At 72.3% G+C, this 18,506-nt stretch carries 15 protein-coding genes; 4 read left to right on the forward strand and 11 right to left on the reverse strand.

Translation table 11 applies throughout. The features are described from left to right. Positions 1–4 precede the first annotated feature (4 nt). Both OG373_RS16500 and OG373_RS16505 read left to right on the forward strand, forming a co-directional pair. Positions 5–1,330: a PspC domain-containing protein gene (locus tag OG373_RS16500; protein WP_405439061.1), complete on the forward strand. Its 1,326-nt coding sequence runs from the start codon at positions 5–7 to the stop codon at positions 1,328–1,330. After that, positions 1,317–1,541 (forward strand): hypothetical protein, encoded by a 225-nt coding sequence (locus OG373_RS16505; protein WP_397733087.1) that lies wholly within the window; start codon positions 1,317–1,319, stop codon positions 1,539–1,541. The genes OG373_RS16500 and OG373_RS16505 overlap by 14 nt, the downstream gene beginning before the upstream one ends. Here the strand turns inward: OG373_RS16505 and OG373_RS16510 are convergent. The 6 genes from OG373_RS16510 to OG373_RS16535 form a co-directional block, all read right to left on the reverse strand. Next, positions 1,487–2,002, reverse strand: coding sequence for a TQO small subunit DoxD (locus OG373_RS16510; RefSeq protein WP_405439062.1), 516 nt, complete (start codon positions 2,000–2,002; stop codon positions 1,487–1,489). The genes OG373_RS16505 and OG373_RS16510 overlap by 55 nt on opposite strands. 18 nt (positions 2,003–2,020) lie before the next feature. Further along, positions 2,021–3,277 (reverse strand): hypothetical protein, encoded by a 1,257-nt coding sequence (locus tag OG373_RS16515; protein WP_405439063.1) that lies wholly within the window; start codon positions 3,275–3,277, stop codon positions 2,021–2,023. A 102-nt stretch (positions 3,278–3,379) separates the two neighbouring features. After that, positions 3,380–4,141, reverse strand: coding sequence for a class II aldolase/adducin family protein (locus OG373_RS16520; RefSeq protein ID WP_397733092.1), 762 nt, complete (start codon positions 4,139–4,141; stop codon positions 3,380–3,382). A gap of 124 nt (positions 4,142–4,265) precedes the next feature. Beyond that, complete coding sequence (gene guaA / locus OG373_RS16525; protein WP_405439064.1) at positions 4,266–5,852, reverse strand: glutamine-hydrolyzing GMP synthase; 1,587 nt, start codon at positions 5,850–5,852, stop codon at positions 4,266–4,268. 70 nt (positions 5,853–5,922) lie between these two features. Next, on the reverse strand, positions 5,923–6,786 hold the full coding sequence (locus OG373_RS16530) for a helix-turn-helix domain-containing protein (RefSeq protein ID WP_405439065.1): 864 nt from the start codon (positions 6,784–6,786) through the stop codon (positions 5,923–5,925). A 13-nt stretch (positions 6,787–6,799) separates the two neighbouring features. Beyond that, positions 6,800–7,300, reverse strand: coding sequence for a DUF6879 family protein (locus tag OG373_RS16535; RefSeq protein WP_405439066.1), 501 nt, complete (start codon positions 7,298–7,300; stop codon positions 6,800–6,802). Between OG373_RS16535 and OG373_RS16540 the strand changes: the two genes are divergently transcribed. After that, a complete protein-coding gene (locus OG373_RS16540; RefSeq protein WP_405444084.1) occupies positions 7,277–7,984 on the forward strand; it encodes an RNA-guided endonuclease InsQ/TnpB family protein in 708 nt (235 codons plus the stop codon). The genes OG373_RS16535 and OG373_RS16540 overlap by 24 nt on opposite strands. A gap of 228 nt (positions 7,985–8,212) precedes the next feature. Then, the gene (locus OG373_RS16545; protein WP_405439067.1) at positions 8,213–8,473 is read left to right on the forward strand and encodes a chorismate mutase; all 261 of its coding nucleotides are present in this window, start codon (positions 8,213–8,215) and stop codon (positions 8,471–8,473) included. A gap of 268 nt (positions 8,474–8,741) precedes the next feature. On the opposite strand, the gene OG373_RS16550 is transcribed toward OG373_RS16545, so the two are convergent. The 5 genes from OG373_RS16550 to OG373_RS16570 form a co-directional block, all read right to left on the reverse strand. Continuing rightward, entirely contained in the window at positions 8,742–10,409 is a 1,668-nt protein-coding gene (locus tag OG373_RS16550; RefSeq protein WP_405439068.1) for a peptidase, read from the reverse strand. A gap of 189 nt (positions 10,410–10,598) precedes the next feature. Further along, positions 10,599–12,386, reverse strand: a complete 1,788-nt coding sequence (locus tag OG373_RS16555; protein WP_405439069.1) for a GMC oxidoreductase — start codon at positions 12,384–12,386, stop codon at positions 10,599–10,601. A 28-nt stretch (positions 12,387–12,414) separates the two neighbouring features. Next, a complete protein-coding gene (locus tag OG373_RS16560; protein WP_405439070.1) occupies positions 12,415–14,046 on the reverse strand; it encodes a succinic semialdehyde dehydrogenase in 1,632 nt (543 codons plus the stop codon). A gap of 103 nt (positions 14,047–14,149) precedes the next feature. Further along, on the reverse strand, positions 14,150–15,811 hold the full coding sequence (locus OG373_RS16565) for a serine/threonine-protein kinase (protein WP_405439071.1): 1,662 nt from the start codon (positions 15,809–15,811) through the stop codon (positions 14,150–14,152). A 125-nt stretch (positions 15,812–15,936) separates the two neighbouring features. After that, the gene (locus tag OG373_RS16570) at positions 15,937–18,486 is read right to left on the reverse strand and encodes a protein kinase (protein ID WP_405439072.1); all 2,550 of its coding nucleotides are present in this window, start codon (positions 18,484–18,486) and stop codon (positions 15,937–15,939) included. Positions 18,487–18,506: the final 20 nt, after the last annotated feature.

Below are 18,506 nucleotides of genomic sequence, written 5' to 3' on the forward strand. Positions count from 1 at the left end.
ACCCATGACCGAAGTACACGACGCCCCGCCGGCCGGGCCCGGGGCCCCCCGGGCGGCCGATGCCAGGCCGCCCCTGCGCCGCAGCAAGCGCGACAAGGTCCTCGCGGGCGTGTGCGGCGGCCTCGGCCGGTACTTCGACCTGGACCCGGTGGTCTTCCGCATCGTCCTCGGCGTCCTCGCGGTCACCGGCGGCGTCGGTCTGATCTTCTACGGCTTCGCGTGGCTGCTGCTCCCCCAGGAGGGCGAGGAGGACAGCGAGGCGAAGAAGCTGCTGACCGGCCGGGTCGAGGGCGCGACGCTGGCGGCCGTGTTCGCCGCGCTGGTGGGCTGCGCGCTGTTCCTGTCGATGCTGGACAACGGCGGGCTGGCGGCCTTCTCCGTACTGGTCGTCCTGGCGCTGGGCGGAGCCGCGTACTGGTCGCAGCGGCAGCGGCACACCTTCCAGCCCGAGGCGCAGACGCCCGATCCGGCCGGCAGTGCCCACCGCGCCGGGCACTCGCCGGCCCCGCCGGAGACGAAGGCGCCGCCCACCCCCGGCGGCCCGTCCTGGTGGCGGGATCCGCTGGTCAAGGACGGTACGACCGGCCCGGTCGGCGGGACGGGGTACCTGTGGGGGCCCGACGACACCGTGGACCCCGTGGCGGCCGGCCGCACCCCGCGGTCGCCCGCGAAGGCGCCCGCCGCCCCGGCCCGCCCGCGCGGCGGCATCGGGGGCCGGGTCTTCGTACTGGCACTGCTGGCCGGGATCGCGGGAACCGCCGCCACCTGGGAGGGCAATCCGCTCGGCGAGGCGCTGCAGACCGGGCTCGCCGCCGCGTTGGTCGTCTTCGGTCTGGGGCTCGCGGTCAGCTCCCTGGCGGGGCGCACCGGCTTCGGCACGATCGTGCTCGCCCTGTTCACCTCGGGCCTGCTGGCGGGCGCGGCCGTGCTGCCCCGCGAGGTCGGCACCGACTGGCGCAGGGTCGAGTGGCGTCCGGCCGCGGTGGCCGACGTGCGGCCCGTGTACGAGGCGGGCACCGGGCTCGCCACGCTGGACCTGAGCGGGCTGGACGTGCCGAAGGGCACCACCGTGGCCGTCGAGGCCTCCATCGACGCGGGCCGGCTCAAGGTGGTCCTGCCGCGGGAGGTCACCGCGCAGGCCGATGTCACCATCCGGCGCGCGGGCGACGTGCAGCTGCCCGGGGACCGCGCGGACCGGATCGAGCAGGTCGGCGAGCAGAACCGTACGGAGACCCTCGCGCCGGCGGCCGGCACCGAGGCCGGCGGAACGATCGACCTGCACCTCAGTGCGGGTCTGGGACTGGTGGAGGTGGCTCGTGCGGCGTCATGAGTTCCAGCCGGGACGGCTGATCGCGGGACTGGTCCTGGTGGCGGCGGGCGTGCTCTACCTGCTGGACAGCACCGGCCGTGCGGACCTGCCCTGGTTCGCGATCATCCCGATGACCCTGGGCGGGCTCTCGCTGGCGGCGCTGGTGGGGCTGGTGACCTACGCCGTACGCCGGGACAGGCGCGACCGGATCACCGAGTCCAGCGACAGGTAGGGCGCTCCGGCGAGGATCAGAGGAGTCCATGCCGTCAGGTAGATCAGGTCGTTGCCGTAGTAGTACGGGGTCACCGCCCACGACACCGTGAGCCACAGGCTGAGCGCGATGAGCGCTCCGCCGACGGCCGCGACGCGGGTCAGCAGGCCGACCAGGGCCCCGAGGCCGACCAGGATCTCCCCGACGGCCAGGGCGACGGCGAAGCCGACGGGCGAGTTCAGCGACAGGTCCACGAGGCCGGGGATCGCGGAGGTGTCGCGCACCCCGCGCATCAGGTCGCCGATGGAGCCGTCGCCGGAGGCGGAGAGGAACGCCGGGTCGGTCAGTTTGTCGATCCCCGCGTACACGAAGGTCACGCCGAGGAAGAGCCGCAGGGGCAGCAGCGCGTGCCGGGAGGCCAGCTCGCGCAGCCCCACGGCGCCGCGCGGGGCGTCGGTTTCAAGAACATCGGTTCGGTTCACGGGACATGTGTACCCCGATCACTCGGCAACATCGATGGTGCAGCGGTTGGATTCCACCCCCGCGGCCGTGACCACCTGGATCTCGACGCGCCCCGGCTCCACCTCCGCCGGGACCGGCACGGTCAGCACGGCGTCGGAGGGATTCGTGAATCCGCCCGCCACCGGGACCAGCGGCACGTGCACGTGCACCGCCCCGACCCGTACGACCAGACGGGCCAGCATCTCCGGCGTCTGCGCCCCGGGCGGTACGAAGCCCACGCCCCGGATCTCGATGTCGTCCCCGGGGCGGACGGCCGCGTCCAGATCCCCGGGCTCCCGTCTGCGCACCACCGACAGCACCAGCGGACGGCTGCCCTCCGCGTACTTCGCCGCCAGGTACACCGCGGCGGACAGCGCCACCAGCAGGGCCAGCGCCCACGGCAGCTGCGGCAAGCGGTCCGGGAAGCGCGCCAGCGAGGCCGCGGCGTAGCCGAGCACCACCGTCGAGACCAGCACGTACTGGGCGTCCGGGAAGCTCCCGCGGCCCGCGTCGTCCGTCAGCAGGTCCACCCCGCGCGGGCGGTCGGCCGGCAGCTTCTGCAACCGCTGGCCCATGATCCGTACGGACACCACCCGGCGGACCAGCACCGCCACGGCGGAGGTCAGCGATACCACCGCCAGCAGCGGCAGCGCCCGGTCCAGCGCGAGGCCCGCGTACAGCGCCTGCCGCTCGGGCCCGGGCGCCGAGGCGGCCAGCCGCAGCGCGGGCAGCAGCGCGGCGAAGGCCGTCAGCACCACCCAGGCGCTGGGCACCGCCTTGGAGGTGGACAGCCGGTTGTCCTCACCGACCAGCGGGGCCAGCAGCCCGCCGCGCACCGACTGGGCGCGGGCCGCGACCGTGAGCAGCCCGGCCAGCACCAGGGCGGCCAGCAGCCCGGCGGTACGCGCCGTGGACCAGCCGGTGCCGAGCGCGGCGGCGACCTGCACCAGCAGCAGGACCCCGGCGGCGATCCAGACGGCCAGGACGGCCCGCCGGGAGAAGAGGTACAGCCAGGAGCTGCCTGCCTCCCGGCCCCGGTCGGCGACGGTGCGGGCGGACAGGGTCAGCTCGTCGGAGACCCACTGCCGGGAGGCGCCGAGCGAGTGGGCCACGGCGGCCGGTACGCCCTGGCCGGAGGCGAACTCGTCACGCTTCTCCAGGAACGCGGCGACGGCGCGACGGTGGCCCTCCCGTGCGCACTCGTCGCAGGCACAGGCGGTGGTGTGGGTACCTCGGGACATCTCTTGGACAGCCACGTGCGTGCCGCCTCTCTGAACTACGGTGCAATGCCAGCGAATTGTGCACCACTGCGACAGTGCTCCGGATTGCGCACGATGTCAGAGCAGGTGATTAACGGTTCATGATGTTGACGCCACCAGTTCCCTGAGGGGCTGGTAGCTCACCCAGGCCGCCAGATCGGAGCCGAACCGCTCCCGCGTCAGCGCCGCGGCGCGGTGGTCGACGGGCACCGGCTTCCCGGCGGCCCGGGCGATCAGCTGCACCTGCGCGGCCCGCTCCGCCTCGATGAACCACCAGACGGCGGCGTCCACCGAATCCCCCACCGTCAGCAGTCCCCGGTTGCGCAGGATCAGCGCCTTGTAGGGGCCCAGCGCGAGCGCGGTCCGCTCCGGCTCGTCGGCCCCGGAGTACTCGTCGAGCAGCGCATGGTCCTCGTAGAAGGCGCAGGCCTCCTCGGTGATCGGGGCCAGCAGCTCGCCCAGCGCCGCGAGCGCCCGCCCGTACGGGCCCTGCGCACGGACGACGGCGACCACCTCGGGCCGCCGCCGGTGCACGGCCGCGTGCACGGCGAAGGCGAGCTGGTTGACCCGGCGCCCGCCGCGGACCACCCGGCCGTCCCCGTCGACCAGCAGCAGGTCGTCCGCGGTGAGCGCGCCGAAGGCCCGGCCGAAGGGGTTCACCCAGTAGCAGTCCTCGAACTCCGGGTCCCGTGCGGTGATCTGCCCGGCCACCCCGTCCTGGTGGCCGAGGCGGGCCAGCAGCCGCAGCGCCTCGGCGAGCCGTTCCTTGCGGTGGGCGCGCGCCGCCTCGACGGTGTCGTGCACGGGCGGCATCTCCAGACCCAGCCGCTCCACGGGCACGGGTACGGGCTGATCCGGCATGGGCGCTCCCTCGGACGGCTCGGTTCGCCGCGCAAGGTACCCGGGGCCCTGCCAACTGGCCAGAGAAACGGCGAAGCCGCCGCCCGCGGGTACGGGCGGCGGCTTCACGGCGATCCGGGTGGGACTACTCCCACTCGATGGTGCCCGGGGGCTTGCTCGTGCAGTCGAGGACCACCCGGTTCACGTCCGGCACCTCGTTGGTGATGCGGGTCGAGATCCGCGCGAGCACCTCGTACGGCATGCGCGTCCAGTCCGCGGTCATCGCGTCCTCGGAGGAGACGGGGCGCAGCACGATCGGGTGGCCGTAGGTGCGGCCGTCGCCCTGGACGCCGACGCTGCGGACGTCCGCGAGCAGGACGACCGGGCACTGCCAGATCTCGCGGTCCAGGCCGGCCGCGGTGAGCTCGTGGCGGGCGATGGCGTCGGCCTCGCGGAGCAGGTCCAGGCGCTCCTTGGTGACCTCGCCGACGATGCGGATACCGAGGCCGGGACCCGGGAAGGGCTGGCGCTGGACGATCTCGTCCGGCAGGCCGAGCTCCTGGCCGACCATCCGGACCTCGTCCTTGAACAGCTGGCGCAGCGGCTCGACGAGCTCGAACTCGATGTCGTCGGGCAGCCCGCCCACGTTGTGGTGGGACTTGATGTTGGCGGTGCCGGTGCCGCCGCCGGACTCGACGACGTCCGGGTACAGGGTGCCCTGCACCAGGAAGGCCACCGCGGGGCCGTCCTCCTGGAGGATCTCCAGCTGGGCCTGCTCGAAGACGCGGATGAACTCGCGGCCGATGATCTTGCGCTTGGTCTCCGGGTCGGAGACCCCGGCGAGCGCGGTCAGGAAGCGCTCCTGCGCGTCGACGACCTTCAGCTGCACGCCGGTCGCGGCGACGAAGTCCTTCTCGACCTGCTCGGTCTCGCCCTTGCGCATCAGACCGTGGTCGACGTAGACGCAGGTCAGCTGCGAGCCGATGGCCTTCTGCACGAGGGCCGCGGCGACTGCGGAGTCCACGCCGCCGGAGAGGCCGCAGATGGCGCGCTTGTCGCCGACCTGCTCGCGGATGGCCGCGATCTGCTCCTCGACGATGTTGCCGGTGGTCCAGCTGGGGGCGAGGCCGGCGCCGCGGTAGAGGAAGTGCTCCAGGATCTGCTGGCCGTGCGTGGAGTGCATCACCTCGGGGTGGTACTGCACGCCGTACAGCTTCTTCTCGTCGTTCTCGAAGGCCGCGACCGGCACGACGTCGGTCGACGCGGTGACGGTGAAGCCCTCGGGGGCGGCGGAGCACGCGTCGCCGTGGGACATCCACACCGACTGGTTCGCCGGGGTGCCCTCGAAGAGGGTGGAGCCGTTCTTGGAGACGGCCAGCGGGGTGCGGCCGTACTCGCGGGCGCCGGTGTTGTCGACCTGGCCACCGAGGGTGACGGCCATCAGCTGGAAGCCGTAGCACATGCCGAAGACGGGGACGCCGGCCTCGAAGATCGCGCGGTCGAGCTGCGGGGCACCCGCCTCGTACACGGAGGACGGACCGCCGGAGAGGATGATCGCCTTGGGGTTCTTGGCCAGCATCTCGTCGACAGGCATCGAGCTCGGCACGATCTCGCTGTAGACCCGTGCCTCGCGGACGCGGCGGGCGATGAGCTGGGCGTACTGGGCGCCGAAGTCGACGACGAGAACCGTGTCCGGGGCGCTGTCGTGGGCGGCGGAGGGTGCTTCTGGCACGGGGCGGCCTTCCGGCGGAAGAGGTGGCTGTTTTGTCGATTCTAACGGGGGACGCCGGGCCCTCTTCGTCTCACCATCCGAATCCCGGCGCCTCCACTGCCCGACGTGCCCGGCTGATCACGCACTGTGCGTCCGCTCCGAAGGCGGCGGATTCACGGAGGGCCTGCCAGGCCCGGAGGTGGGTGGCGACGCTGTCGGTGTCGTCCAGCCAGAGTTCCGCGTGCCAGGTCTCCACGACCACCTGCCGGTCGTCGTAGATCCAGAATCCGAGTCCTGGCGGGATCTGCAGAGCCGCCCCGAGGGGGACGATCCCCAGTTCCACGGTGTCGAGGCCGATCACACCGTGCAGTCGGTCGAGCTGGGCGCTGAGTACCGAGGGCGAACAGATCCGAGCATGGAGAACCGCTTCCCACAACAGGATTCGGTAGCGCTTTCCGGAGTCGTACAGCCCCTCTTGCCGCTTCATCCGGGAACGCACGGCTTCTTCGATGTCTCTGGGCGTCTGATGCAGATCCGCGAAGCGGCTGAGGATCGCACGCGCATAGTCAGGCGTCTGAAGCACCCCGACGACCCAGGACGATTCCCACGCGCGGAGCACACGCGCGTCCGCCTGCGCTTGGTTGTGCACATCCTGTACAGGCCGAAGTCCCCCGGCCAGCTGGCGGCGCCACGAGCGGATCCTGGATTCCAGCCCGCGCAGCCGGGACAGCAGCTCCTCCGCTGCTTCCGGTTGCTCGACCCCCGCCGCCCACGCCCTCAGGTCGTCCGCCGTGGCTGTCTGCCGCCCCGTCTCCAGCTTGCTGACCTTCGACTGAGTCCAGCCAAGACGCGCCGCCAGCGCCGTACCAGTAAGCCGAATTCCGGGGCAGGCCTCACGCAGCTCCCGCAGCCTCACGCCGAGGGCCGCTCTCGCCTGCTGGTGGTCCGTACTCACCGGTTGCACACGCTCACTGCTGCTCGGCTGCCGCCAGTGCTGCGGCGAACGTCCCGCACGAGACGGCGTAATGCCAGGCCGTGTCCCGCACCTGGGCGTAACGATTGACCTCGACAGGCTCGGTGACCAGCTCGACGTCGAGCAGATTGTCGCCCTCGTCGAAATTGAGCACAGCGACGAGCCGGGAATCGAAGATCCAGAAATCCTCGGTGGGCAACCGCAGCCGCTCGGCGTCCGCACGCCACAGATTGCGGATCTCCTCCCCGAGCGCGATGTTCTTCTCGGTGTGAGCCATGAGGTAGCGCTGCCCCGGAGTCGGGCGGCTGTCGACAACACGTACACGACCAACCGCGGCTCCGCCTGATGTCTTCTGCCGAATGGTCGTGCTCCACGCTGTTTCCATGTCCCATGACGGACTCTCGCCCCGCAGGAACTGGGCGTACGTGTCAGTGGCTTCGGCGACCTCCCTGCCGACCCGTCGAGCGTCCGCATCTACCAGGACAACCTCGGCCACTGGTACGCCTCCTTCGTTGTCCAGGCAGAAGGGCAGCCACTCCCTGAGACCGGCGGGGCGATCGGTATCGACTGGGGCGTGAAGGAGACAGCGACCACCACCAGCGACGCCCACGACCTCCGACATCCCGAGCATGGGAAGAAGACGGCTGGGAAGGTGGCCCGCTATCAGCGGATGATGGCCCGACGGAGGCCGAAGCCCGGACGGGCGGCCTCGAAGGGCTACCGCACGGCAAAGCGGCTGGCCGCGAAGGCGCACAAGAAGATCGCCCGGCAACGCCAGGACACCGCCCGCAAGTGGGCCAAGCGCGTCGTGACGGAGTTCGACCAGATCGCTGTGGAGGACTTCCGGCCGAGGTTCCTGGCGAAGTCGACCATGGCTCGCAAGGCGGCCGACGCGGCGATCTCCGCCACCAAGCATGAACTCATCAACATGGCGCGCAAGCACGCCCGGGACATGCGGCTCGTGAACCCGGCGCACACCACCATGGACTGCGGACGGTGCGGAGCGAGAGCCAAGCACGCCCTGCCGCTGTCGGAACGTACCTACACCTGCACCGCGTGTGGAGCCGTCTCACCGAGGGACAAAAACTCCGCACGCGTGATGCTCGTCCGGGCTGGTCTCAACCCGGCTGGTGTCGATCGCGGAAGACCCGACGGACCGCCGGTCCGCCGGGCAGCGTGAGCCAGGAATCCCATTTCCCTTTTGGGGAGGGAGGATGTCAAAATCCGTCCCATGCGCAAGCAGCTGAGCTTCCTGTTTACCTATGGCACCGGTCGGTCCGGTCGCCATGGGTCCTCGTGATGCTCGCTTGAGCCACTGACTTCCCGGAAGCGCCCCGGTCCGACAGGACCGGGGCGCTTCCGCGTTTCCGCTCCTGTCGGCACGACACGACCCACAGGAGAGAACACCATGAGCGTCACCACCACCCCCGAGCAGCTCATCACCGACTCCCGTGCGCGCATCGACGCCCTCGACGACCGGATCATCGGGCTGATCCAGGAGCGGATGGCCGTCTCCACGGTCATCCAGGACGCCCGGATCGCGTCCGGTGGGCGGCGGGTGCACCTGTCGCGCGAGATGGAGGTGCTCTCGCACTGGAGCGACGCCCTCGGCAAGCCCGGCACCGCGCTCGCGATGACCCTGCTGGAGCTGTGCCGCGGCCGCGTGTGAGAGCTCGTGACGGCTGTTCGTCACTCGTCCGGACCGTGACCGGCCCCGGGCCCCTTCGTTGGTGAGGATGTCCGCGTCAGCCAGCCGCGGAACCGCAACACCACGCGTGGCTCCGCCGGAGCGATGAGACGCACGCCCCGTGGAGCGTGTGTCGTGGGACCTCGCTCCTTCGCGTGACCGGACGGCAGGGGACAGCAGCCCGGTCACCCCGTAGAGGACGGCCAGCCCGGGGGACGCCCCGGGCCGGCCGTTCTGCGCTGTCGCGCCGTTACGCGTGCCCGCCCGCCTTGCGGCGGAACGCCAGGAAGAGCCCGCCGCCCGCGGCCACGAGCACCGCGCTGCCGAGCGCGATCGCCGCGGCGGAGCTGCCGGTGGAGGCGAGGCCGCCGTTCGCCGTGGTGCCGGTGCCCGTAGCGGTACCGGTGGCCGAGGCGCTCGCCGTCGCGGTCGCGGTGGCCGTCGCGGAGGTGGTCGGGGTCGGGCTGACCGAGGTGGTCGGGGTCGGGGCCGGGCCGCCGTCCTTCGCGTTGATCACGAAGGCCGCCTTGTTGTTGCCCGGGTTCGGGTCCCAGCGGTGGCCCGTGGTGCCCTCGGGCGTCCACTGGCCGACCGTGACGGAGCCCTTGGCGTCGGCCACGACCGTCTCGATCTTCAGCTCGAACGGGTAGGAGAACGTCGCGGTCTCCCCCACCACATGACCGGTGGAGCAGAAGTAGCGCGGCGCCCCCAGGGCCTGCTCGCGGGGGGTGCCGTCCGCGTTGGCGCCGGTGCAGCCGGCCGGGACCCGGGTCGCCTTCGCGCCCGCCGGGATCACGATGTCCGTCCGGGCGACGTCCTCGCCGGAGCGCAGGTACGCGACCCACGCGGGGCCGTTGTTGCGGAAGCCGAAGTCGGCGCGGACCGTCTCGCCGGCCTTGCCCTTGAGGGACACGCCCGCGGCCACCAGGTCGGCGGTGTTGCGCGTCGCGAAGTCGAACTCCTGGATGTTGTCCCGGGGGTCGAGGTCGCCGGTCTGCTGCGCGGACCGCGCCGAGGCCTTGCCGGCCTGCTTCGCCGCGGCCAGCTTCTTGCCGCCGGCGGGCGTGCGGTGCTTGCCCGGCTTCGGCTGGTCGCCGGCGGCGTACACCGCGTAGGTCAGTCCGTCGATGAAGGCGTGCGGGGCGGCCTTGAGGGTCAGCGCGCCGTCGACGCCGTAGACCGCGCCGGGCTCGTACTGGCCCTCCAGCAGGCACTGCACCGTGCTCCAGCCCGTGTTCCACGGCTGGCCGGCGGCGGTGTCCTCGGAGTACGAGCAGTTGTCGTACTGCTCGACCAGGCCGATGCCGTGCGTGGTGCGCACTTCGAGCACGACTCCGTTGACCGGGTCGGTGCCCTCGTTGGCGAAGACGATCGGCAGGTTCTGCTTGTCGCCCGGCTTCAGCTCCGCCTTCAGATCGGCGCGGTCCAGCACCAGGTCGGGTCCGCCGACGCGGACCTTGGTGGTGGCGGCCTTGAAGGCGGCGCCCTCCGCCCGGCCGGTCACGGTCAGGTCCGCGGTCCGGCCGACCGTGCTGTCCTTGGCCGCCCTGAGGTCCAGGTCCACGACGGTGGTCTCGCCCGTCCACAGAGCCCAGCGCTTGCAGGTCACGGTCGCTGCCGCGAGCGTGCAGTTCGCGCCCTGCTGCTCCTTGGCCAGCGTGACGTCGGCGATGCCCTTGAGCGGAGCCAGGTCGATCGTGAAGGTGCTCTGGCGGTCGAACGTCTTGGTGGTGTCGTTGACGATCCGGAACGCCACCGAGGTCTTCTGCGGCTCGCCGCTCTGCCCGGGGTGCGGGCGCAGACCGATCCCGGCCGGTCCGGCCAGGGTGAAGACGGGGTCCGCGGCGTGTGCGGGAGTGGTGGCCAGGCCCAGGGCCACCAGGCCACCGGCAGCCAGCAAAGAGATGCGCTTTCTCATGCAGCCGTTGACTGCCGAACATCAAGAGCAGTTGCGCACTTCACCGTGTGATCGACACCACAGACCGGCTCCCGGGATTCCGGTACAACCATCAAGGCTGAACATCTGTCACGTATGTACCGCGGTGGGTACCGCGCTCGGAGGGGGAGCGCGGTACCCACCGCTGTCACACAGCCGGTTCCGGATAGCTCAGGATTGACGCGGCGGAATCTCCGGGACCGCGAGGAACGGCAGCCGCAGCGCACCGAAGGCCTCCTTGGGGACTGCCGGACGGACCGGTTCCACCGCCTCCAGGCGCACGTACGCCGTCCCCTGCTCGGGCCTCGGGTCGCGCTCGCCCTTGTTCGGCCAGTACGACATCGCCCGTTCCGCCTGCGCCGTGATCGTCAGCGACGGGTTCACCCCGAGGTTCGCGGACACGGCCGAACCGTCCACCACCGAGATGCCCGGGTGCCCGTAGAGCCGGTGGTACGGGTCCACCACGCCCTCCTCGGGCGAGGCGCCGATCGGGCAGCCGCCCAGGAAGTGCGCGGTCAGCGGGGTCCCCATCAGCTCGCCTATGTTGCTGCCCGGGAAGCCGTTGATCTCCTCGGCCAGCAGGGTCGCGGCCTGCGTGGCCTCCGCGATCTGGACCGGGTTCGGGGCGCCGTGCCCCTGGCGGGCGGTGAGCAGGCCCTTCCCGATCCCGCCGGGCTTGCGGTACGTGGTCAGCGAGTTGTCCAGCGACTGCATGACCAGGCCGATGATGGTCCGCTCCGACCAGCGCCGGTTGGACAGCGACCGCGCCAGCTGCAGCGGGTGCCGCACGGTCCGGCCCAGCCAGGCACGGACCCGGTGCTTGCTGTGGGGGACCTGGAGGACGGTCATGAACCCCATGGCGTTGGAGCCCCGGCCGTAGCGCACGGGCTCGATGTGGGTGTCGGCGTTGGGGTGCACCGAGGAGGTGATGGCCACGCCCCGGGTGAAGTCGGCGCGTTGCTCCTTGCCGGGGCCCGCGCCGTGGCGCTTGCGGTAGCGGCGGTCGTCGGTCTGCGCGCCGACCAGACCTTCGGAGTTGGTCCGGGTCAGCTCCCCGAGCCGCTGCGAGAGGCGCGGGAGCTCGCCGCGGTCCTTCATCGTGTGCAGCAGGGTCTGCGTGCCGTAGGTGCCCGCCGCGACGACGACGTACCGGGCGCGCAGTACCTTGGCGCGGCCCCGGCGGCGGCCGTCGGTGGGGACGGTGCGGACGCGGTAGCCGCCCTCGGGGTGGTCGGAGAGCGCGGTGACGGTGGTCATCGGGTGGATGACGGCGCCGGCGCGCTCGGCGAGGTGCAGGTAGTTCTCGTTCAGGGTGTTCTTGGCGCCGTGCCGGCAGCCCGTCATGCACTCGCCGCATTCGGTGCAGGCCCTGCGGGCGGGACCGGCGCCGCCGAAGTACGGGTCGGGGACCTCCTCGCCGGGCCGCACCTTCGGCTGACCGGTGGCGTCGTCGCCGTCCCCGAAGAAGACGCCGACCGGGGCCATGTGGAAGGAGTCCGCGACGCCCATCTTCTCGGCGGCCGCCTTCAGGTGGACGTCGGAGGGGGTCATGGTCGGGTTGAGGCGCACCCCGAGCATCCGCTTGGCCTGCTCGTAGTAGGGGGCGAGCTCGCCCCGCCAGTCGGTGATGGACGCCCACTGCCGGTCCTCGAAGAAGGCGGTGGGCGGCACGTAGAGGGTGTTGGCGTAGTTGAGCGAGCCGCCGCCCACTCCGGCGCCCGCGAGCACCATCACGTTGCCGAGCAGGTGGATCCGCTGGATCCCGTACAGCCCGAGGGCCGGGGCCCACAGGTAGTTGCGCAGGTCCCAGCTGTTCTTCGGCAGGCTCTCGCGGGTGAACCGGCGGCCGGCCTCCAGGACGCCGACCCGGTAGCCCTTCTCGGTCAGTCGCAGCGCCGAGACCGACCCGCCGAAGCCCGATCCGATGACGATGACGTCGTAGTCGTACGGCTCAGACACGGTGCTGCCCCTTAACGGAATCGGATGATCAACGGAGTCGCAGGGCCTTCATGACCTGGAGGCTGCGGGTCATGAACGCCGCGTACTTCTCGTCGTCCATGCCCAGCGAGGGCGCCATCGGGAGCAGTCGCTGGTGGGCGACGGTCTGGGCCTCGGTGTACTTGAGGATGCCCTCGGAGCCGTGGCGGCGGCCGAGGCCGGAGTCCTTCATGCCGCCCATGGGCGCCTGGGCGCTGCCGTAGGCGGGGGCGTAGCCCTCGTTGATGTTGACGGTGCCGGTCCGCAGGCGGGCGGCGACGGCGTGGCCGCGGCGGGAGTCCTTGGTCCAGACGCTGGAGTTCAGGCCGTAGGCGGTGGCGTTGGCCTCGTCGATCGCCCGGTCCTCGTCGGTGAAGCGGTAGATCGAGACGACCGGGCCGAAGGTCTCCTCGCCGCACACCGCCATGGGCGCCTCGACGCCGTCGAGGATGGTGGGCTCGTAGAAGAGGGGTCCGATGTCGGGGCGGGCGGTGCCGCCCGCCACGAGGGTGGCGCCCTTGGCGACGGCTTCGTCCACGTGCCGCTGTACGGTCTCCAGCTGGCGCGTGCCCACCAGCGAGCCCATGTCCGCCCCGTACGCGAGGGAGGCGCCGAGCCGCATGGCCTTCGTACGGGCGGCGAACCGCTCGACGAAGGCGTCGGCGATCGAGGCGTGGACGTAGAGCCGCTCGATGGAGATGCACAGCTGCCCGGCGGAGGAGAAACAGGCGCGGACGGCGCCCGCGGCGGCCTTCTCGATGTCGGCGTCGTGCAGCACGAGCATGGCGTTCTTGCCGCCGAGTTCGAGGGAGACCCCGACGAGGCGGTCGGCCGCGCCCCGGGCGACCTCGCGGCCGGTCCGGGTGGAGCCGGTGAAGGAGACGTAGTCCGCGTGCCGGACCACCTCGGGGCCGACGACGGGGCCCTCGCCGAGGACTATCTGGAAGACCTCGGCGGGCAGGCCGGCCTCGATCAGCAGGTCGCGGGCCCACAGGGCGGTCAGGGCGGTCTCGGTGTCGGGCTTCATGACGAGCGCGTTGCCGCAGACGAAGGCGGGCAGGGCGTCGCCGACCGACAGTTCGAGGGGGTAGTTCCAGGGGGCGATCTGGCCGACGACCCCGCGCGGCTGGCGCAGCTCGGTGACCTTGGTAAGGGTGGGCATGGCGCCGGTGTGGCCCTTGGGGCGCAGGTACCCGGGGGCCTTGCGCCCGTAGTGGCGGGCCGAGACGGCGACCGCCTGGACCTCCTCGTGGGCGTGCAGGCGGGCCTTGCCGGTCTCCAGCTGGATCAGGTCGAGGACCTCGGCCTGCCGGGCGAGGACCAGGTCGTGGAAGCGCAGCAGGACCGCGGCCCGCTTGCGTACGGGGACCGCCGCCCAGGCGGGCTGGGCGGCGCGGGCCCGCTCGAAGGCCTCGGCCACGTCCTCGGGGGTGGCCTCGGGAAGCTCCGCCAGCCGGTCCCCGGTGAAGGGGGTGTGGTTGGCGGTGCGGCCGGATCCGATCACTCCGCGGGTCAGCCGGGCGACCAGGTCGGGGGTCACCACATCGGCGGCGGTGCGGGCACCGGCCGGCGCCGGGGCGACCGGGTTGGTGGGCTGCGGTGCGGTCCGGAGGGGGGCGGCGGTGGCCTGCGAGTCCGTCATGCCGGTGAGCGTATTGCGCCGGACAGCCTTTGGGTACCCGCCGGTAACCGGATTTTGCCATTTCCGCCAGTGATCGCTGGCAGGATGACGGGATCGGGGCCGATCAGGGCTTCCCGGCGGGCGGCTCCCAGCCGCTGAGCACGATGTCGAACTGCTGGCTGGTCGTGCTCCAGCCGGCGACGGGACCCGACATGTAGATCGCGTACTCGGTGCCGTCCGGGGCGACGTACATCTGCTCCTTGGCCCGGCGCGGTCCGGCCTGCGTGCCCTTCTCCATCCAGGTGAAGTCCCAGATCGCGGCGCGGGTGCTGTCCCGGAAGGTGTTCTGGTTCAGCTTCTGCCTCTTGTAGTCCGTCCGCTTCTGCACCTGCTTCTCCAGGTCGAGCAGGTGCATGTACGGGTTGTCGTAGTCCGGGGTGGAGTCGGCAGCGATCCGGATGAAGTGCTTCCCGTTGTCCGGGGTGTAGTCGATCTGATTGCCGTCCATCTGGCGCGTCCAGCCGTCCGGGACGAAGAGGGTGAAGCCGGTGGGGTCGGTGACCTTGTTCCAGCCCGCCGGCGGAGCGGCCTCGGCCTGGGACTTCGGGTCGTCGCCCGACTGGCCGCCCGACTGGCCGCCCGCCGAACTCGCCGCCTTGTCCGCGCCGCCGTCCTTCCCCGTGTCCCCGGTGTACTTGAGCACCCCGAACACACCGCCACCGCCGAGCAGCGCCGCCACCAGGGCCACGACCACGGCCCGCCCCCGCCAACCACGGGCCGGGGCGGCCGCGGTGACCGCCGTGGCCGAGGTGACCGGGGGCGCGGGGGGCTCCGGCAGCGCGGCCGTCGCCGAGACGTCCGCCTGCGGCGCCGCCTCCGGGAACGGCTCCTGCGCCGGGGCGAGTTCCTGCGAAGTCACCGCGCGCGTGGGCACGTACGCCTGGGCCGCCTTCGGCTCCCGGCCCTCCATCGCCTCCAGCAGCATCCGCTCGGCCTCCGCCGCCGAGGGGCGCTCCGCCGGGTCCTTGCGCAGCAGGGCCGTGATGACCGGCCCGAGCGCCCCGGCCTGGCGCAGCGCCGGCGGCTCGTCGTTGACCACGGCCTGCAGGCTGGAGATGGGCGACGTGCGGCGGAAGGGCGAACGGGCCTCGACCGCCGTGTAGAGGGTGGCGCCCAGGGACCACAGGTCCGAGGACGGGTCGGGGGACCCGCCGGTGACGCGTTCCGGTGCCAGGTAGTCGATGGAGCCGACGATCTCACCCGTCCGCGTGATGGACGAGTCGCCCTCGATCGCGGCGATGCCGAAGTCCGTGAGCAGAACGCGGCCGTCCTTGGCGAGCAGCACGTTGCCCGGCTTCACGTCCCGGTGCAGTACGCCGACCGCGTGCGCGGCGCGCAGCGCGCCCAGCACGTGCAGCCCGATCCGGGCCGCCTCGCGGGGCTCGATCCGACCCGCCGCCTTGGCCGCCTCCGCCAGGGAGGGGCCGTCGATGTACTCCATGACGATCCACGGCCGGTCGTCGTGCTCCAGCACGTCGTGGACGGTGACGACCGCCGGGTGCTGGATCCGGGCCGCGGCCCGGGCCTCCTTCTGGGTCCGGGCGTGCATGACGTCCCGGTCGGCCTGGGCGACGTACAGACCCGCCGTCAGTTCCTTGACGGCGACGGTCCTGTGGAGCAGCTCGTCATGCGCACGCCACACCTTGCCCATGCCGCCCCGGCCGATCGGCTCGACGAGCCGGTATCGGCCCGCAAGCACGTCGCCCCCACCTGTCTGCTGTTCCACGAAATCCCGCCGCTCTCTGCACTTCAGGCCAGATTACGGAGCCCGGAGGGGCTGCCGGAACCGCCCGGGCGCCGAAAGACGGCACTGTGACGCAATCGCCGTACTGATCAGTCGTCAGTATCCGCTCAACCGCCCGCCTTGTAACTCGCCGTGGCCTTTTCGAAGACCTCGGTGACCTTGGACTGCTCGTCCTCCGGACCCGTGACCAGAACGACGTGATAGCTCCCGCCCAGTGCGACCACGAAGTTGCGCGCGAACACGTTGCGACCGGTCCCGTCGATCCATGTGTACCGGCCCGTGGCGCGCAGTTGCTGGCCCACCTTCGTGGTCTTCACGTCCCCGACGGTGGACCAGGTGGACGTCCGGTACGGGGTCAGCTCCGGCTCCTTGTCCTTCTGGTACGCCGCCGGATCCGGATTGCCCTGGACCTTGTCACGGCCGGGGACGACCGTCAGCACGAACTGCCCGTCGGTGTACCGCACCTGACCGGACTCATTGATTCCGCGACGCTCCCAGCCCTCGGGCACGGCGATCTCGAAGTGCTCCGGATCCTGCTGGGTGGTGTAACCGGCCGGGGCCGGGGCCGGGGCGGCCGGTGATTCGGCGGGCCCCGTCGTCTGCGGCGCGGGCTTGGACTCGGGCGTGCCGGAAGGCACCTGGGAGGGGCTCGGCTTCGCCGGAGCCTGGCCGGTGCCGCCCCGGGTGTCGCCCGCCGCCTCCGGATCCGCGGCCCGCGGCATGAACAGCAGCGCGTACGCCACCCCGCCGGCGAGGAGGACCAGGATCCCGACGAGCAGGGTCCGGCCGAGGGCGCGCGGCTTGCGGGGGGCGGTGGGGTTCCGGTGCCGCCCGTGGACCTCACCGCGGCGGCGTACGACAGGCAGCCGCGCCGGATCCGGCTCCGGCATCGGGAGCACCCCGAACCCGGCGTCCGGCTCGGGCGCGGATCGCACGAGCGAGCGCAGCCAGCCGCGCAGCTCCTCGAAGTCGGGCCGCTCCGTGGGGTCCTGGCGCAGCAGCGACTCGACGATCGGGCGCAGCGCCCCGCACTCCTCCGCGAAGGCCGGCGGCTCCGCACAGACCATCTCGACCAGCTCGGCGGCGCTGTCCTCCGGGTACGGGGCGTGCCCCTGCACCGCGCGGTAGAGCAGCGCGCCGAGCGCCCACAGGTCGGTGGCGGGCCCGACGGGCGCCGCGAGCTGCCAGTGCCCGTGCACGGGACCGGCCTGCTCGGGGGACCACCGCTCGGTGACCGCCCCGACGACAGCCATCCGGGTCTGCCGCGCCCGCTCGGCGTCCAGGCCGGTGCGCGGCCCGGTCCAGCCGCTCGGCTGCGGCTGGTCGGGCGCGGGTGGGGCGGGGGACTCGGCCTGCCGGTAGCCCTGGGGCAGGGCGAGTCGGGCGGGCAGGGCGGGGCGCTCGGGCCGTGGCTCGGGCGCCGGCCCGGGCCGGGGCTCCGGTGCTGGTTCCGGTGCTGGTTCCGGTGCTGCTTCTGGTTGCGGTAAGGGTTCCGGAAGGGGCTGCTGCTGTTCCGGTTCCAGGGCCGCTGCGGGGAGTTCCGCCCGGCGGGGGGTGGCTCCGTGCCAGGGGGCGGCGGCGCCGGTCTCCGGGCCGCCGTAGGGGTACGAGTATCCGTGCGGGAGGGTCGACCCCTCGGGCCGACGCTCCGGCGGCGAACCGGCCTCGATCTCGGTCCCGGCCCCGGCCCTGCGCTCCTCGACGACCCGGGCGGCGGCGGCCCGCGCCCCGGCCCGGTAGGCGGCGATGGCCCCGGCCCGTGCGGCGGCCTGGAGGTCGGGGCGCTCCTGCGGCCGGCCGGGGGTGATGTGGTCGTTGTAGCGCGGCCCGGTGTCGTACCCGGGGGCCACGAGCGGCGCGTAGGCGGCGGGGGGCTCCGTACGGAGCTCCACCGGACCGGCAGCGGGAGCCGGGTCCGGGTCCGGGATCACGATCGGAGCGGGAACGGGAACCGGCGTCGGCGTCGGTGCCGGGAGCGGAACCGAACCGGTTGCGGGACCGGGAAGCGGGGCCGGAAGCGGGGCCGGAAGCGGAGCGGGAGCCGGGGCGGCACCCCATCCCGTCGCGCCGCCGGTGTCCTCGGTGCTCGGCACGGGGTCGTACCCGCACAGGGCCTCCTCCGCCGCCCCGGCCGCCAGGCCGGTCAGCACGACCCGCCCGTCCTCGCACACCAACACCGTCCGGACGGTGATGTTCCGGTGCGTCCAGCCGTGCGCGTGCAGCACCCGCAGCGCGGTGAGCACGTCCGACGCCACCTCGGCCGCCCGGTAGGGACTCAGCGGTTCATCGGCTATCAGCGCGGCCAGCGGCCTGGCCGGGACCAGTTCGCTCACTATCCACAGCGACTCGCCCTCGGCGAACACGTCGAAGACCTGGTCCAGCCGGGGATGGTCCGGGATCGAAGCCGCCGCCTGCGCGGCCTCGATGGCGCGGCGGACGGCCGGCAGATCGGCGGGCGACCGGCGTGCGGCCGGCACGGCACGGTGCCCGTCCAGCAGTTCCGCGTCCACGACCTCCGGCAACGGCACCTGCCGTACCAGGACTTCCTGCCCGCTGCGCGTGTCAAAGGCGCGCGTCTCGATCAGTTCGTACTCGTCGGACGGCGGCAGGGGCAGGCGGTAGCGGCCGGCCAGGATCCGGCCCGCGTACTCCTCCACATCGCCTCCCCCGAGTGCGG

Origin of the sequence: Streptomyces avidinii (assembly GCF_045161815.1) — a bacterium.
Lineage (GTDB): Bacteria > Actinomycetota > Actinomycetes > Streptomycetales > Streptomycetaceae > Streptomyces > Streptomyces avidinii.

What these genes read in the sequence shown, in the direction of transcription:
- OG373_RS16500 (WP_405439061.1), top strand. Translation starts at nt 5, where the DNA reads ATGACCGAAGTACACGACGCCCCGCCGGCCGGGCCCGGGGCCCCCCGG.
- OG373_RS16520 (WP_397733092.1), bottom strand. Translation starts at nt 4,141, where the DNA reads ATGCCGGATCAGCCCGTACCCGTGCCCGTGGAGCGGCTGGGTCTGGAG.
- OG373_RS16545 (WP_405439067.1), top strand. Translation starts at nt 8,213, where the DNA reads ATGAGCGTCACCACCACCCCCGAGCAGCTCATCACCGACTCCCGTGCG.
- OG373_RS16550 (WP_405439068.1), bottom strand. Translation starts at nt 10,409, where the DNA reads ATGAGAAAGCGCATCTCTTTGCTGGCTGCCGGTGGCCTGGTGGCCCTG.
- OG373_RS16560 (WP_405439070.1), bottom strand. Translation starts at nt 14,046, where the DNA reads ATGACGGACTCGCAGGCCACCGCCGCCCCCCTCCGGACCGCACCGCAG.